This is a genomic window from Thauera phenolivorans (genome assembly GCF_001696715.1).
Classification (GTDB): domain Bacteria; phylum Pseudomonadota; class Gammaproteobacteria; order Burkholderiales; family Rhodocyclaceae; genus Thauera; species Thauera phenolivorans.
The window spans coordinates 669,502-685,005 of the sequence record NZ_MBFM01000002.1 but is presented as its reverse complement, the minus strand read 5'-3'; the positions used below and the strand labels follow the sequence as shown (position 1 = coordinate 685,005).

At 69.6% G+C, this 15,504-nt stretch carries 13 protein-coding genes, 1 tRNA gene and 1 pseudogene; 12 read left to right on the top strand and 3 right to left on the bottom strand.

Annotated features, from left to right (window positions below; translation table 11 throughout):
- Positions 1 to 141 precede the first annotated feature (141 nt).
- The 4 genes from selA to BB334_RS06595 all read left to right on the top strand — a co-directional run bounded on the left by selA (position 142) and on the right by BB334_RS06595 (position 4,744).
- Positions 142 to 1,554: an L-seryl-tRNA(Sec) selenium transferase gene (selA, locus tag BB334_RS06605; protein ID WP_068805968.1), complete on the top strand. Its 1,413-nt coding sequence runs from the start codon at positions 142 to 144 to the stop codon at positions 1,552 to 1,554.
- Complete coding sequence (gene selB, locus BB334_RS06600; RefSeq protein ID WP_068805965.1) at positions 1,548 to 3,512, top strand: selenocysteine-specific translation elongation factor; 1,965 nt, start codon at positions 1,548 to 1,550, stop codon at positions 3,510 to 3,512. The genes selA and selB overlap by 7 nt, the downstream gene beginning before the upstream one ends.
- Positions 3,513 to 3,546: 34 nt before the next feature.
- Positions 3,547 to 3,643, top strand: a tRNA-Sec gene (locus BB334_RS18135).
- A 114-nt stretch (positions 3,644 to 3,757) separates the two neighbouring features.
- The gene (locus BB334_RS06595; RefSeq protein ID WP_068805962.1) at positions 3,758 to 4,744 is read left to right on the top strand and encodes a diaminopimelate dehydrogenase; all 987 of its coding nucleotides are present in this window, start codon (positions 3,758 to 3,760) and stop codon (positions 4,742 to 4,744) included.
- 81 nt (positions 4,745 to 4,825) lie between these two features.
- On the opposite strand, the gene BB334_RS18430 is transcribed toward BB334_RS06595, so the two are convergent.
- Complete coding sequence (locus BB334_RS18430) at positions 4,826 to 5,467, bottom strand: class I SAM-dependent methyltransferase (RefSeq protein ID WP_198531191.1); 642 nt, start codon at positions 5,465 to 5,467, stop codon at positions 4,826 to 4,828.
- A gap of 223 nt (positions 5,468 to 5,690) precedes the next feature.
- Positions 5,691 to 5,795 (bottom strand): annotated as a pseudogene (locus BB334_RS18870) (hypothetical protein); the annotation flags it as partial.
- Positions 5,796 to 6,112: 317 nt separating this feature from the next.
- Here BB334_RS18870 and BB334_RS06585 point away from each other — a divergent pair.
- The 3 genes from BB334_RS06585 to BB334_RS06575 all read left to right on the top strand — a co-directional run bounded on the left by BB334_RS06585 (position 6,113) and on the right by BB334_RS06575 (position 9,220).
- Entirely contained in the window at positions 6,113 to 7,165 is a 1,053-nt protein-coding gene (locus tag BB334_RS06585; RefSeq protein ID WP_068805959.1) for a GlxA family transcriptional regulator, read from the top strand.
- A 65-nt stretch (positions 7,166 to 7,230) separates the two neighbouring features.
- A complete protein-coding gene (locus tag BB334_RS06580) occupies positions 7,231 to 7,686 on the top strand; it encodes a DUF4124 domain-containing protein (protein WP_068805956.1) in 456 nt (151 codons plus the stop codon).
- Between the two features lie 88 nt (positions 7,687 to 7,774).
- Positions 7,775 to 9,220 (top strand): alanine/glycine:cation symporter family protein, encoded by a 1,446-nt coding sequence (locus BB334_RS06575; RefSeq protein ID WP_068805953.1) that lies wholly within the window; start codon positions 7,775 to 7,777, stop codon positions 9,218 to 9,220.
- Positions 9,221 to 9,266: 46 nt separating this feature from the next.
- On the opposite strand, the gene BB334_RS06570 is transcribed toward BB334_RS06575, so the two are convergent.
- Positions 9,267 to 9,446 carry a hypothetical protein gene (locus tag BB334_RS06570; RefSeq protein WP_068805949.1) on the bottom strand — a complete coding sequence of 60 codons (180 nt, stop codon included), beginning with the start codon at positions 9,444 to 9,446 and terminating at the stop codon, positions 9,267 to 9,269.
- 309 nt (positions 9,447 to 9,755) lie between these two features.
- Between BB334_RS06570 and arsS the strand changes: the two genes are divergently transcribed.
- The 5 genes from arsS to BB334_RS06545 are packed head-to-tail and all read left to right on the top strand — an operon-like array spanning position 9,756 to position 15,497.
- Positions 9,756 to 10,775 (top strand): arsenosugar biosynthesis radical SAM (seleno)protein ArsS, encoded by a 1,020-nt coding sequence (gene arsS, locus BB334_RS06565; protein WP_068805946.1) that lies wholly within the window; start codon positions 9,756 to 9,758, stop codon positions 10,773 to 10,775.
- Positions 10,776 to 10,782: 7 nt separating this feature from the next.
- Positions 10,783 to 12,945 (top strand): FAD-dependent oxidoreductase, encoded by a 2,163-nt coding sequence (locus tag BB334_RS06560; protein ID WP_068805944.1) that lies wholly within the window; start codon positions 10,783 to 10,785, stop codon positions 12,943 to 12,945.
- A gap of 37 nt (positions 12,946 to 12,982) precedes the next feature.
- Positions 12,983 to 13,726 carry a TIGR04283 family arsenosugar biosynthesis glycosyltransferase gene (locus BB334_RS06555; protein WP_068805940.1) on the top strand — a complete coding sequence of 248 codons (744 nt, stop codon included), beginning with the start codon at positions 12,983 to 12,985 and terminating at the stop codon, positions 13,724 to 13,726.
- Positions 13,723 to 14,385: a TIGR04282 family arsenosugar biosynthesis glycosyltransferase gene (locus BB334_RS06550; RefSeq protein WP_068805937.1), complete on the top strand. Its 663-nt coding sequence runs from the start codon at positions 13,723 to 13,725 to the stop codon at positions 14,383 to 14,385. The genes BB334_RS06555 and BB334_RS06550 overlap by 4 nt, the downstream gene beginning before the upstream one ends.
- Entirely contained in the window at positions 14,382 to 15,497 is a 1,116-nt protein-coding gene (locus BB334_RS06545) for an FAD-dependent oxidoreductase (RefSeq protein WP_068805934.1), read from the top strand. The genes BB334_RS06550 and BB334_RS06545 overlap by 4 nt, the downstream gene beginning before the upstream one ends.
- Positions 15,498 to 15,504 lie beyond the last annotated feature (7 nt).

The window sequence follows — 15,504 nt, the reverse complement described above, 5'->3', positions numbered from 1 at the left end:
GTCACGGATCCGTGGTGGAACCCCGTCCGAGTGGCGGGGTTTTTTCTGAACGAAGGGATTCCCGATTGTCAAGGTCGGCGCGCCGGGTTTTCATGCCGGTCTTTCCTGAAAACCCTCGATCCCCCCGTTGGGGCCTGCGTTATGACAAGAGAAAGCCTTGCCTCTCTCCCCGCCGTTGACCGCTTGCTGGCCGACCCGGCGCTCGGCGAACAGGCGAACACCCACGGTCGTCGCGTCGTCACCGATGCAGTACGTGCCGAGCTGGCTGCGGTCCGCGAGGCGGTCCGTGCGGGTGGCCAACCGCCCGCCACGGCTGCGCTGGTCGGGGCCGTTGTCCGGCGTGTCGAGGCCGCGAGCCTTGCCCGGCTGCGTTGCGTCTTCAACCTCACCGGAACCGTGCTACACACCAACCTGGGGCGGGCGACGCTTCCGGAGGAGGCGATCGCGGCCATGGTGGACGCAGCACGCCATCCCTGCGCGCTCGAGTACGATATCGATTCCGGCGGCCGTGGGGATCGCGACGACCTCGTCAGCGAACTCCTGACGGAGCTCACCGGCGGCGAGGCCGCCACCGTGGTCAACAACAACGCCGCCGCCGTCTTCCTGCTACTCAACACCCTGGCCCAGCGCAAGGAGGTCATCGTCTCGCGCGGCGAATTGGTCGAGATCGGTGGCGCCTTCCGCGTGCCCGACATCATGAAGCGCGCCGGTGCGCGCCTGATCGAGGTCGGCTGCACCAACCGCTGCCATGCCCGCGATTTCGAGGAGGCCATCGGGCCCCGCACGGCGGTGGTGATGAAGGTCCACACCAGCAACTATTCGGTCGAAGGCTTCACCAAGGCGGTGCCGCGGGCCGAACTGGCAGCCATCGCCCACGCACACAGCCTGCCTTTCGTCGAGGACCTCGGCTCGGGTACGCTCACCGGACTGGAGGCTTGGGGTTTGCCCCACGAGCCGACGCCGCGGGAAGCGATCACTGCGGGTGCCGACCTCGTCACCTTTTCTGGCGACAAGCTGCTGGGCGGTCCGCAGGCCGGCATCCTGGTGGGTCGCCGGGAGCTGATCGGGAAGATCAAGAAGAACCCGCTCAAGCGCGTGCTGCGTGTGGGCAAGATAACGCTCGCGGGACTCGAGGCGGTTCTGCGCCTCTACCGTGATCCCGATCGCCTGCCCGAGCGACTCGAAGCCTTGCGTCTGCTGACTCGGCCCCAGGGCGAGATCCTTGCCCAGGCACAACGTCTGCAGGCAGCACTCGCGCAGGCGCTGGCCGATTGGCCGCTGACGGTGAGCATCGCGCCGATGCACTCGCAGATCGGTTCGGGCAGCCTGCCGGTGGATCGCCTGCCATCCGCTGGCCTCCTCTGCCGTCCGCAGCGCAAGGGCGGCACGCTGAACCGCCTGGAGAAGGCGCTGCGCGGGCTGCCCGTGCCCGTCATCGGTCGCATCGCCGACAATGCGCTCTGGCTCGATCTGCGCTGCCTGCGTCCGGAAGACGAAGCGGACTTTGCCGGCCACCTGGCCGATCTCGCCGCAGGAAGAGACCGCGCATGCTGATCGGCACCGCGGGTCACATCGATCACGGCAAGACCACCCTGGTGCGCGCTCTCACCGGGGTGGACACCACGCACCTGCCCGAGGAAAGGGCACGCGGCATCACCATCGAGCTCGGTTACGCCTTCACCCCGCTGGAGAGCGGGGACGACACCGCCGGCGGGCAGGTACGCAGCCTCGGCTTCATCGACGTACCCGGCCACGAGCGTTTCATCCCGACCATGTTGATGGGCGCCAGCGGCATCGACTTCGCGCTGCTCGTGGTCGCGGCTGATGATGGCGTCATGCCGCAGACGCGGGAGCATCTGGCCATCCTGCATCTGCTCGGCGTCGAGCGCGGCGCGGTCGCGCTGACAAAGTGCGACCGCGTGCCCCCCGCGCGCATCCAGGAAGTCGAGGCGCAGATCCTCGCCCTGCTCGCGTCCACCTCGCTGGCGGATAGCCCTGTGTTCGCAGTCTCCGCGGTCTCGGGCGCGGGCGTCGAGCCCTTGCGCCGCCATCTGCAGCGGCTTGCCGAGACGGAAGCGCCGCGGCCCGCCGATTCCGGGTTTCGGCTGGTGGTGGACCGACGCTTCTCGCTCGCCGGTGCAGGCACTATCGTCACCGGCACGGTGCTCGCCGGCGCGGTGCGGGCCGGGGACACCGTGCTGCTCGCCCGGCCCGACGGATTCCGGCGCGAGCTCCGCGTGCGTGGCTTGCGGGTCAACGGTCGTGCAGCGGATGCGGGCGCGGCCGGCAGTCGCTGCGCGGTCAATCTGAGCGGCATCGATTACGGCGAGGTCGAGCGCGGCGACTGGCTGTTCCTTCCGCAGGCGGTGCGCGCCACCGATCGCCTCGACCTTCGGCTGCAGCTGCTACCCGACGCCCCGCGCAAGCTCGCCCAGTGGTCCGGCGCGACGCTGCATCATGCCGGTGGCCAGGCCATGGCACGCCTGGCCCTGCTCGACGAGGCGCTCGAGGCGGGCGGGCTCGCGCCCGGGGGCAGTGGCCTGGTGCAGGCGGTCTGCGACCGTCCGCTGTTCGCCTGCTGTGGCGACCGCGTCGTCATCCGTGATGCAGCGGGGCGCGAGACGATCGGCGGCGGCCGGGTGCTCGATCCCTTTCCGCCCGCTCGCCATCGTCGTCGCCCCGAGCGCCTTGCCATGCTGGCGCTGCTCGCAGCGCCCGATCCCGCCACCCGTCTTGCGGCCCTGGTCGAACACGCGCCCCTCGGTGTGGATCCCGCAGAGCTTGCCCTCGCACACGATCTGCCTGGCGGCCGAATCCAGGCCCTGGTGCCCGACGCGAGGCATCTGGCGACCAGATCGGGCGGCCGCATCTTCTCGGTCGCCGCCTGGACTGCACTGGGAGAAACGGTGCTGACACGGCTCGCGGTTCATCACGCGGATTTCGCCGACGAACCGGGGGTCGAGCGTGAGCGGCTGCGGCGGATGTGCGCACCACAGCTCCCGCCGGACGTCTTCCTCGCTCGTCTCGAAGCACTGCTCGACGAGGGACGGGTGGCACGCGCCGGCTCGAGCTGGCACTTGCCGTCGCATACCGTCGAGCTGACGCCGGCCGACCGGCGGCGAGCGGACCTGCTGGTCGAGCACCTTCTCGCGGGGAGCTTCGACCCACCCTGGGTGCGGGAACTCGCAGCCCGTTGCGACCTGGATGAAGCCGCCACCCGCAGCCTGCTGCGGCGGATGGCGATGCGCGGCGAGATCTTCCAGGTGGTGCGCGACCTCTTCTATCCGCGCCCGACGGTCGCCCGCCTGAGCGCCATCGCAACCGAGCTGGCCGAAGCCAACGATGGCCATGTTCGTGCGGCGGATTTCCGCGACCGGATTGGCGGCGGTCGCAAGCGGGCGATCCAGATCCTGGAGTTCTTCGACCGCGTCGGCTTCACGCGCCGCGTCGGCGAAGGCCATCGTCTCGCTCATGTGGTGCGCGGCGAGCCGCCGGTCCAGGGTGGCAAATAGTCGCGGGATGTGAGGTTACAATATCTCGGCGCGAGGAAGAGAGGCGTTCCCCGGTGGGGCGACTGGTCTTCAAAACCAGGTGGGGCCGTCAGCCGGTCCCAGGTGGGTTCGACTCCCATTCTCTTCCGCCAGCGTAACGGCGGACGGCAGGCCGAGGCCGATGGTGTGCCGACTGAACGCCGATGACGCGCATCGTCGCGAGTCCGGGACGGACCGGTCCCATTCCACGCAGGAAAGATTCCTACATGACTAGCAAGATCAGAATAGCGATTGCCGGCTACGGCAACCTGGGCAGGGGCGTCGAAGCGGCCCTTGCGCGCAGCCCCGACATGGCGCTCGTCGGCGTATTCACCCGGCGCAATCCGGCCGACCTCGAGCTGCAGAGCGCAGGGGTGCCGGTGCATGCGATCGACGGCATCGCCGATTTCGTCGATGCGATCGACGTGCTCATCCTCTGCGGCGGCTCGAAGACCGACCTGCCCGAGCAGGGACCGGCGCTGGCCGCACGCTTCAATACCGTGGACAGCTTCGACACCCATGCGAAGATTCCCGATTACTACGCCGCGGTCGATGCCCAGGCGCGGCGTGGCGGCCACACCGCGCTGATCTCGGTCGGCTGGGATCCGGGCCTGTTCTCGATCAACCGCCTGTATGGCGAAGCGGTCCTGCCGGACGGCGTCACTTACACCTTCTGGGGCAAGGGGCTGAGCCAGGGCCATTCCGACGCGCTGCGCCGGGTGCCGGGCGTACAGGGCGCGGTGCAATACACCATCCCCTCGCCCGAGGCCATGGAGCGCGTCCGCAGCGGGTCGCGCCCCGCCCTCGCCACCCGCGAGAAGCACACGCGCGACTGCTACGTCGTGCTCGCGCCGGGTGCCGACGCGGCGACGGTCGAGCAGGCGATCGTGACCATGCCGGACTACTTCGCCGATTACGACACCACGGTGAGCTTCATCAGCGCCGAGGCGCTGCAGCGCGACCACGCCGCGATGCCGCATGGCGGCTTCGTCATCCGCAGCGGCACCACCGGGGCGGAGAGCTCGCAGATCATGGAGTTCTCGCTCAAGCTCGACAGCAATCCCGAGTTCACCGCGAGCGTGCTGGTGGCCTATGCGCGCGCGGCATTCCGGCTCAACCGCCAGGGCGAGGTCGGCGCCAGGACGGTGTTCGACGTCGCCCCCGGCCTGCTCTCGCCCAAGGACCCCGCCGAACTGCGCAAGGAACTGCTGTAGTCGGCACACGCGCACCCTGCGCTGGCGCGTGTCGACGTACGCCCGCGCTGCGCGGCGCACGTCCGAACAGGGCGGTCCACGCTAGCGCCGCACCTCGAAGATCAGATTGAAGGGCGTCTCGGTGGCGCGGCGGATGTGCGAGAAGCCGGCCTTGCGGAACACCTCGGCAAGACGCGCCTCGCCCGCCTGCGCACCGAGCACCATGTGCCCGCCGTCGGAAATCGCGTGTGCGCAGCACAGCGTCGTCGATGCAGCGTAGTACAGGCGGGCAACCGGCGAGACGTTGTCCTCGATGCGGTCGTTGGCGAAAGGCTCGATCAGCATCACGGTGCCGTCGGGCGCGAGCGTCGTGGCGGCGTGGCGTGCCGCGGCGACCGGGTCGCCCATGTCGTGCAGCGCGTCGAAGAAGCAGATCAGGCCGTAGCCCTGGCCCGGATAGCCATCGGCGCGCGCGACCTCGAAGGTGACGCGGTCCGCCAGACCGGCGTCGTCGGCGTTGCGGCGTGCCGCCTCGATCGAGGCTTCGTGCACGTCGAAGCCGTGAAAGCGCGAGCGCGGGAAGGCCTCCGCCATCAGCAGGGTCGAATGGCCATGGCCGCAGCCGACGTCGGCGACGGTGACGCCGGCCTCGAGCTGCCCGACGACGCCGTCCAGCGCCGGCAGCCACTGCGGCACGAGACTGCCGCGGTAGGCATTGCGGCACGAGACTGCCGCGGTAGGCATTGCGGTAGAAGGCCGCCACGCCGCAGTAGAGGCGCTCGTCGTGCTCGCCCCACGCGACCCCCTTGCCGGTGCGGAAGGCCTCGAGGGCCTTGTGCTCGTCGAACCACATCGAGGCCGGCACCTGCCACGCGTTGGGCAGGTACACCGGGCTGTCCTCGTCGGCCAGCACCAGCGCCTGCTCGGGCGGCAGCTCGTAGGTGTCGCTGCCCGCGTCATAATCGACGTAGCCGCCGGCGACCTGTGAGTTCAGCCACTCGCGCACGTAGCGCGCCGCGCAGCCTGCGCGTGCGGCGAGCTCGGCGGCGCCGATCGGGCCGACGCCGGCCATCGCCTTGTAGAGCCCGAGCTTGCTGCCGAGGCTCACCATCACGCCGCCATAGCCGGCCGACAGGTCGCCGACCGCACGGTCGAGGAAGGTTTCGAGTTTGGTCTGGTCGATCACGCATGCGTTCATGGTCTTCGACTCCTGCATGGGGTTGAGGGACTCGCGACTGCAGGGGCATGATCGCAATACGGCGCGCGCGGCCCCAGAGGCGAATTCGCCCGGGATCGGTCCGTTCGTGCCAGACTGGTCGCGCCAGGGGGGCCGCCGGCCCGTCCGTCCGCGACCCCGATGTAGTTCCGCATCGACATGGAGCACGCGCGATGGCGCTACCGCCGGTTCCGCCCGGGCAGCCTTCCCGTCACGTATGTCTCGTCGCGCTGCCCGACGGCGCGGTATCGACCCTGTTCGGGCTCTTCGATGCGATGAACGCGTTCGCGCTGATGGGCTTGTCCGACGCGGCCGCTGGCGTACAGGCGCCATTCCGGCTGGACATCGTCGGCGAGCGGAGCGGTCCGCTCGCGCTCGCGAGTGGGGTCGAGATCACGGTCGGGCGCTCGATCGACAGCGTCGAGGCGAGCGACATCGTGATCGTCCCTTCGGTGGTGCTGGGGCCGCGAGGCTGGACGAAGGGGCGCTATCCACGCCTTGTCGAGTGGCTTGCACGCATGCACGCGCACGGCGCCGTGCTGTGCTCGGCCTGCTCCGGGATCTTCCTGGTCGCCGAAACCGGCCTGTTCGACGGCCGCGATGCGACGGTGCATTTCGGCTATGCGCGCGCCTTCGCGGCCGCGTATCCGGCGGTGTCGATCCATCCGGAGCGGGCGCTGGTGATCGCCGGCCGACGCGAGGAGCTGGTGAGCTCGGGCGCGTCGACCACCTGGCACGATCTCGTGCTCTACCTTTTCGCGCGCTATGCCGGCGCGAGCGCCGCGCAACAGGTCGCGCGCATGTTTGCGCTGCAATGGCACCAGGACGGGCTCGCACCCTACATCGTCTTCGAAGGGCGGACCGATCACGGCGATGCCGAGATCGTGAGCGCACAGCAGTGGCTGAGCGAACATTTCGCTGTCGCTCACCCGGTCGACGAGATGATCAGGCGCTCGCGGCTCGCCGAGCGCACTTTCAAGCGCCGCTTCGCGGCCGCGACCGGCCTCACGCCGATCGCCTACGTGCAGCGCCTGCGCATCGAGGACGCCAAGCGCCGGCTCGAGCGCACCGACGCGTCGATCGACGAGATCAGCTGGCGAGTCGGCTACGAGGATGCGGCCTTCTTCCGCCGCCTGTTCAAGCGCACCACAGGCCTTACGGCGGGCGCCTACCGACGCTGCTTCCGCATGCCGGCGTTCGCTTGCCCGCCGCCGCAGAACGGTTGATTGTGCCACGCCGTGCTCGCCGGCCACGGGCTTATAATGCCGTTAGCATTATCGGGGAGGGTGCAATGAGGACCACGACGAAGGCGATAGCGATGGCGATCCTCGGGCTGCTGGTCGTTGCCGCAAGCGCGAACGCCCAGGTGTTCAGGTGCGAGGCGGGCGGACGGACGGTGTTCTCAGATAGGCGCTGCGACGCCGATGCGGTGGCGGTCGATCCGCGCCCGGCGGCGGGCGACTTCGACCGTGCAGCGGCGGCGGCGCGGGACGCGCAGACCTCGCGCATCCGTGCCGGGCTCGAGGCTGACGAGGCCGAGCGGCGGGCCGCACGCGAGGCGGCGGAGGCGAGCCGCGAGGCGGAGCGGGGTGCGCAGGCGCGGCGCTGCAGCGAGCTGCGCCTGCGAGCGCAGGAGCTCGCGTCTCGGGCGGCGCGCATCGACGACCCAAAAAGGGCGCGGCGCGAGCGGGCGAAGGCGACGCAGGCGGCCGATGACTTGTGGTGGGCGTGTAGAACGCTGGGTTGAGTCGCGGTGCGCCTTTGGGCGTGGTTGTGTGCGGTCCTTGCGCTGCGCTACGATCCGCCTCCCGCCATTTCGCGTCCGGAGATCTCCGATGCAAGCGTTCGCCAACCAGGTCGTCGATCTGCTCAACGGCCTCCTCTGGGGCAACATCCTGATCTGGCTGCTGGTGGGTACCGGTGTGTACTTCACCCTGAGGCTCGGCGTCATCCAGCTGCGCCACTTCGGCCATATCTTCAGCGTGCTGCGCGGCAGCCGTCATGCCGACGCCTCGGGCATCTCCTCCTTCCAGGCGCTGTGCACCTCGCTCGCCGCGCGGGTGGGTACCGGCAACATCGCCGGCGTGGCGGTGGCGATCACCATGGGCGGGCCGGGCGCGATCTTCTGGATGTGGGTGATCGCGATGGTCGGCATGGCCACCGGTTTCGCCGAGGCCACCCTCGCGCAGCTGTTCAAGATCCGCGACGACAAGGGCCAGTTCCGCGGCGGCCCGGCCTACTACATGGAAAAGGGCCTCGGCCAGCGCTGGGCGGGCGTGCTGTTCTCGATCTTCCTGATCATCGCCTTCGGCTTCGCCTTCAACTCGGTGCAGTCGAACACCATCACCGGCGCGATGGTCGGCGCCTTCGGCCTCGACATGGGCACGACGACGGTCGCCGGTCTCGAGATCGGCATCGCCTCGCTGGTGATCGGCCTGGCGGTGGTGGTGCTGACCGCCCTCATCATCTTCGGCGGCCTGCGCTCGATCGCGCGCTTCGCCGAGATCGCGGTGCCCTTCATGGCGGTCGGCTACCTGCTGGTGGCGATCGGCATCATCCTCACCAACCTGCCGGCGGTGCCCGAGGCGCTGGCGCTGATCTTCAAGAGCGCCTTCGGCCTGCACGAGGCGGCTGCGGGCGGCATCGGCGCGGCGATCCTCAACGGCTTCAAGCGCGGCCTGTTCTCCAACGAGGCGGGCATGGGCTCGGCGCCGAACGCGGCCGCGGCCGCCACCCCGTATCCGCCGCACCCCGCCTCGCAGGGCTATGTGCAGATGGCGGGGGTGTTCATCGACACCATGCTGATCTGTACCGCGTCGGCCGCGATCATCCTGCTCGCCGGGCCTGTCGAGGGCACCGGCATCGGCCTGGTGCAGAACGCGCTGGCGGCCGAAGTGGGCGGCTGGGGCAAGTACTTCCTGGCCGTGGTGGTGCTGTTCTTCGCCTTCACCTCGATCGTCGCCAACTACTTCTACGCGGAGAACTGCCTCGTCTTCCTCGAGCACAATCACCCGGCCGGGCTGCTGATCTTCCGTCTGCTGGTGCTCGCGATGGTGTTGTTCGGTGCGATCGGCTCGCTGCCCTTCGTGTGGAACTTCGCCGACGTGGCGATGGGCCTGATGGCGATCACCAACCTCATTGCCATCCTGCTGCTGTCGAACCTGGCGGTGAAGCTGGCGCGCGACTACGATGCGCAGCGCGCCGCCAGCAAGCTGCCGAGCTTCGACGCCAACCGATACCCCGAGATCCGCAGCAGGATCGAGCCGGGCATCTGGCACTGAGCGGGGCTGCCCTCGAAGGGCGCCGACACGGCGCCCGAGGGCGGGCTCACGAACCGATCGCCTGCAGGATGTTGTAGACGATCACCGCGAACACCGCCATCACGCCCGCCCACAGCATGAAGACGCCGTAATCCTTCTCGCGCAGCGAAAAGCCCATGCCGAGGAGAAACAGGCCCAGGGTGAATGCGCCCACGGTGGGCCAGAAGGAAGCGAGGTTCATGTTCATGTGCTGACAGCCTCCGAAACGTCGGATCGCCGGTCCGGACCGAATATGCGCGTGGGCGCCGGCAGGCAATGCGAGTCCGCGGGGAAGGTGGGAAGGTTCGCGAGCGGCCGGCAGGGCGAGGGCCCCACCGCAGCCCGATGGTAGCACCGCAACATGACATGCGTCTTGGCGCGGCGCCGCTAGGGTTCCCGGCGTGGACGGGGAAATCTTCCTGCAGGGAGCGCACAAGGCGGCAGCTTGCGTACTGACACGATGTGTGGATTCGGTTCATGCTCCGACTAAAGGACGAAACGGAGACGGAGCCCATCCATGCGCGACACATTTCCCTTGTTGGTCGAGACCGACTTCCCCGCGCTCTCGCGAGCTCGGCTCGAAACGCTGCAGGCCAATCTCGGCTATCGCTGCAATCAGGCCTGCCTGCACTGCCATGTGGCGGCAAGTCCGCGCCGCACCGAGGAGATGAGCTGGGAGACGATGGTCCTGCTGCTCGCGGTGGCGCGTCGGCACCGCGTGGCCACGCTCGATCTCACCGGCGGCGCGCCGGAGATGAATCCGCACTTCCGTCGCCTCGTCACCGAAGCGCGGGCGACCGGACTGCGTGTCATCGACCGCTGCAACCTCACCATCCTGAGCGAACCGGGCTACGAGTGGCTCGCGGACTTCCTTGCCGACAACCGGGTCGAGATCACCGCCTCGCTGCCGTGCTATCTGGAAGACAACGTCGATGCCCAGCGCGGCGACGGCGTGTTCCGCGCCAGCCTCGAAGGCCTGCGGACCCTGAACGCGCTCGGTTATGGCCGGCCCGACACCGGCCTGGTGCTGAACCTGGTCTACAACCCGCTCGGCCCGAGCCTGCCCCCGGCTCAGCAGGCGCTCGAGCAGACCTACAAACGCGAACTGGCGGCGCGCTACGGCGTGGTGTTCAACCAGCTTTTCACGCTGACTAACATGCCGATCCAGCGCTTCGGCAGCCAGCTCGTCTCGCGCGGGCAGTTCGACGGCTACATGAGCCTGCTCAAGGACGCCTATCGCCCGGAAAACCGGGCCGGCGTGATGTGCCGTTCGTTGGTCTCGGTGAATTGGCAGGGGCAGGTGTTCGACTGCGACTTCAACCAGATGCTCGGGCTGCCTCTCCGTGTCCGTCCGCAGGCGCCGACCCACCTGTCCGACCTGCTCGATGCGGACCTCGAAGGTCACGCGATCCGTGTCGCCACGCACTGTTACGGCTGTACCGCGGGACAGGGGAGCAGCTGCGGCGGCGCGCTCGAGCACGCGTCCGACGGCATGCAGGATGCGTCCGTAGCTGCCGCGCACGGCGACCCTCGGTAAGCGCGTGATGAATCGCCGCAAGCGGGTGCTGCTGCTGGTGATCGCCGTCGCGATCGGTGGCTTCTTCTTCTTCGACCTCGGGCAGTATCTCGACCTGGCGTTCCTCAAGTCGCAGCAGGCCGCGATCGAAGGCTTTCGCGACCGCAACCCGGTGGCGAGCATTGCCATCTATTTCGTCATCTACGTGGTCGTCACGGCCTTGTCGATTCCCGGGGCCGCGCTGCTGACCCTGGCCGGCGGAGCGGTGTTCGGCCTGCTGTGGGGGACGGTGGTGGTGTCATTCGCGTCGACGCTCGGTGCCACCGCCGCTTTCCTGCTGGCGCGCTTCCTGCTGCGCGACTGGGTCGGCCAGCGCTTCGGCCAGCGCCTCGCGTCGATCGACGAGGGCGTCCGGCGCGAAGGGGCGTTCTATCTGTTCACCCTGCGCCTGGTGCCGGTGTTCCCCTTTTTCCTGGTGAATCTGCTGCTGGGGCTGACCGCGATGCGCACCCGGACCTTCTTCTGGGTGAGCCAGATCGGCATGCTCCCCGGCACGGTGGTGTACGTGAATGCCGGCACGCAACTCGCCCGCATCGACAGCCTGGGCGGAATCCTGTCGCCGGCGTTGCTCGGCTCGTTCGCCATCCTGGGCGTGTTTCCGCTCATCGCGCGGCGGGTGGTGGAGCGCATCCGGGGCCAGCGGGTCGCTGCGCGCTGGCCCCGACCCGCACGTTTCGACCGCAACCTGATCGTCATCGGTGGCGGCAGCGCCGGCCTGGTGACGGCCTACATCGCCGCGGCGGTGAAGGCCAAGGTCACGCTGGTGGAGCGGGACAAGCTCGGGGGCGACTGCCTCAATACCGGTTGCGTGCCCTCGAAGGCGCTGATCCGCTCCGCGAAGTTCCTGTCGCACGTTTCGCGAGCGAGCGAGTTCGGCGTTGCATCGGCCGAGGCGCGTTTCGACTTCGCCGAGGTCATGGAGCGGGTGCAGCGGATCATCCGTGAAGTTGCGCCGCACGACTCGGCCGAGCGCTACACCGCGCTCGGCGTCGATGTGGTGCAGGGCGCCGCGCGCATCGTGTCGCCCTGGGCGGTGGAGATCGAGACGGCCGAGGGTGAGCATCGACGCCTCACCACGCGCGCCATCGTCGTCGCCACCGGCGCACGTCCCGCGGTGCCCGATCTGCCGGGGCTAGAAGAGGTCGGCTACCTGAGCTCCGACACCGTGTGGTCGCTGCGCGAACTGCCGCGCCGGCTGCTGGTGCTGGGCGGCGGGCCGATCGGCTGCGAGCTTGCCCAGGCGTTCGCGCGCTTCGGCGCCCGGGTCACGCTGCTTCACCGCGGACCGCGCCTGTTGCCGCGCGAGGATGCGGATGTTTCCGAGCTGGTGATGCAGCGCTTTCGCGCCGAAGGCATCGATCTGCGCCTGGGCCACCACGCCAAGGCCTTCGTGCGGGAGGGCGACGACAAGGTCCTGATCGCCGATCATGCCGGCCAAGCGGTGCGCGTTCCCTTCGACACGGTGCTCCTTGCGCTCGGACGCAGCGCCAATCTGAGCGGCTACGGGCTCGAGGAGCTCGGCGTGCGCTGCGCGCGCTGCGCGCGGACGATCGAGACCAACGCCCTGCTGCAGACCAACTACCCCAACATCTACGCCGCGGGCGACGTCGCCGGCCCCTGGCAATTCACCCACACTGCCGCCCATCAGGCGTGGTATGCGGCGGTCAACGCCCTGTTCGCTCCGTTCAAGACCTTCAAGGCAGACTATCGGGTCATCCCCTGGGCCACCTTCGTCGAACCCGAGGTCGCCCGCGTCGGGCTCAACGAGCAGGAGGCGCGCGCGCAGGGCATCGCCTTCGAAGTGACGGTCTACGGCATCGACGACCTCGATCGCGCGATCGCCGACAGCGAGGCGCACGGCTTCATCAAGGTGCTGACGGTGCCGGGCAAGGACCGTATTCTCGGCGTGACCATCGTCGGCGAGCATGCGGGCGACCTCATCGCGGAATACGTGCTGGCGATGAAGCAGGGGATCGGCCTGAACAGGATTCTCGGCACCATCCACATCTATCCGACCCTGGCCGAAGCAAACAAGTACGTGGCGGGGAACTGGAAGCGGGCGCACGCGCCCAAGCGTTTGCTCGGCTGGGTGAAGCGCTTCCACGACTGGCGCCGGGGGGCGGCGGGCTGACGGTGGATCAGGTCATGGTGAGCATTCCGACGAGGGCATGAGCGTGAAGGATCGCAGGGAGGAGTCGATGGCGGCGCCCGGGATCGAGGTCCAGCCCCATGAGCTGTCGATCGTGATCCCGGTGCTCGACGAGGCCGCCGGCGTCGTCGAGCACCTGCAGGCGCTTCAGGGCTTGCGTGCGCACGGCGTGGAACTCGTCGTCGTCGATGGCGGCAGCAGGGACGACACGGTCGCGCTGGCGGCGCCGCTGGCGGACCGTGTCGAACAGGCGGGCCGGGGGCGGGGGCGGCAGATGAACGCGGGCGCGCGTTGTGCGCGGGGCAGGGCACTGCTCTTTCTGCATGCCGATACCCGGCTGCCGGCCGATGCGCTGCCGGCGGTTCGCCAGGCGATCGGCGACGCTTCCCCTTGGGGTCGTTTCGACGTGCGCATCGTCGATGGCCCAGCCGCGCTCGCGATGGTGGCCTGGGCGATGAATCTGCGTTCGCGCCTGACCGGCATCGCGACCGGCGACCAGGCCATGTTCTGCACCCGGGCGGCCTTCGACCGTGCTGGCGGTTTTCCGGAAATCCCGCTGATGGAAGACATCGTGCTGTCGCGGCGCCTGCGCGCGATCGCGCGTCCGGCCTGTCTGCGCACGAGGGTCGAAACCTCGGGGCGACGCTGGGCGCGTCACGGTGTCGTGCGGACGGTGCTCACGATGTGGTGGCTGCGCCTGCGCTTCTGGCTCGGCGCCTCGCCCGAGGCGCTCGCACGCGCTTACGGCTACGCGCCCCGATGAGCGGCGGGCACGGGCAGCCTGCGGCCATCGAGCTGGCGATCCTCGCAAAGGCGCCGGTGGCCGGTTTTGCGAAGACGCGGCTGATTCCGCATCTCGGCCGCGAGGGGGCGGCAGCGCTGCAGCGCTGGCTGCTGCGGCGCGCGGTGCGGGTGGCGGTGAGGGCGGACCTCGGGCCGGTGAGCCTCTGGTGCGCGCCGGACACCGGGCATCCGGACTTCGAGCGCTGCCTGGCCTCGGGCGAGGTCCGGCTGCTGTCCCAGCCGCAAGGTGATCTCGGCGTGCGCATGCAGGCGGCCGCGGCAGCATCGCGCACGCCGGCCGGCATGCTGATCATCGGCACCGACTGCCCGGTGCTGACGCCGGTGCTGATCCGTCGCGTTGCACGCGCGCTCGGCCAGCACGATGCGGTGGTCGTGCCGGCCGAGGATGGGGGTTACGTGCTGATCGCGCTCCGTCGTGCCGATCCGCGCCTGTTCGCGGACATCGACTGGAGCACCGACCGCGTCATGGAGCAGACGCGGGAACGCCTGCGCGCGCTCGGGCTGCGCTGGCACGAACCGGCAGCCCTGTGGGATGTGGACCGGCCCGAGGACTTCGAGCGGCTGGCCGCACTTAGCCCGGCGGTCCGCGCGGCGGTCGCGCCGGCGGAGCGGACATGAAGCGGCTCGTGCTCGCCGGCGCCGGACACGCCCACCTGCATGTGCTGCGAGCGTTGGGCGAGGGGCGTTGGCGCGGCGTCGAGGTGGTGCTGATCTCGCCCCATCCGCGCCAGATCTATTCCGGCATGGTGCCCGGCTGGATCGCCGGCCACTACCGTATCGAAGAATGCGTCGCGCCCATCCCGCCGCTGGCCCGGGCCGCGGGCGTGCGCTACGTTCAGGGGGCGGTGGTGGGCATGGACGCGGATCAACGTCGCGTCCGCCTGGCGGACGGGCGTGTCGTCGCCTACGACCTGCTGTCGCTCGACACCGGCGCGGGGCTCGCGCTCGAGGCGGCGCTGGCCACCCATCCCGGCGTGCTCCCGGTGCGGCCGCTCGAGTCCTTCGTGGCGCGATGGCGGGACGCGCATGCGGCGCTCGTGCGCGATCCCGGCAGCCGCGTGGCGGTTTGCGGGGGTGGCGCGGCGGGGGTCGAACTGGCGCTCGCGGTCGCCTATCGATTGCGCGTGGAGACCGGCAGCGAAGCACCGAGGGTGGTGCTTGCATCCGGCGACACGCTGCTTCCGGGGCACGCCCCCGGCGTAGTCAGGCGGGTGCGCACGGCATTGGCACAGCAGGGTGTCGAACTCGTCGAGGCGCGCGTCCGGGCCGGGCGCGACGGCCTCGAGACCCTTGCGGGCGGCCCGGTGCGCGCGCAGTGGATTGTGGCGGCGACCGGCGTGCGCCCTCCGACGTGGCTCGCAGGCGCCGGGCTTGCGCTGGCGCCGGACGGCTTCGTCGCGGTGGGACCGGGCCAGCGAAGCGCCTCGCACCCGCAGGTTTTCGCGGCGGGCGACGTCGCCACGCGCGTCGATGCACCGCGGCCGAAGTCCGGTGTGCATGCGGTGCGAGCCGGGCCGGTGCTGACGGCCAACCTGCAGCGCGCGCTCGCGGGGCGCGACCCCTTGCCTTACCGGCCCCAGCGGAGAAGCCTGTACCTGCTGGCGACGGGGCCGAAGGAGGCGATCGTGTCATGGGGCGGGCTCGCTGCGAGCGGCGCGCTCGCATGGCGCTGGAAGGACTGGATCGACCGGCGGTTCATGCGGCAGTACCAGAAACCGGCCGGCGATTGATTCGCCC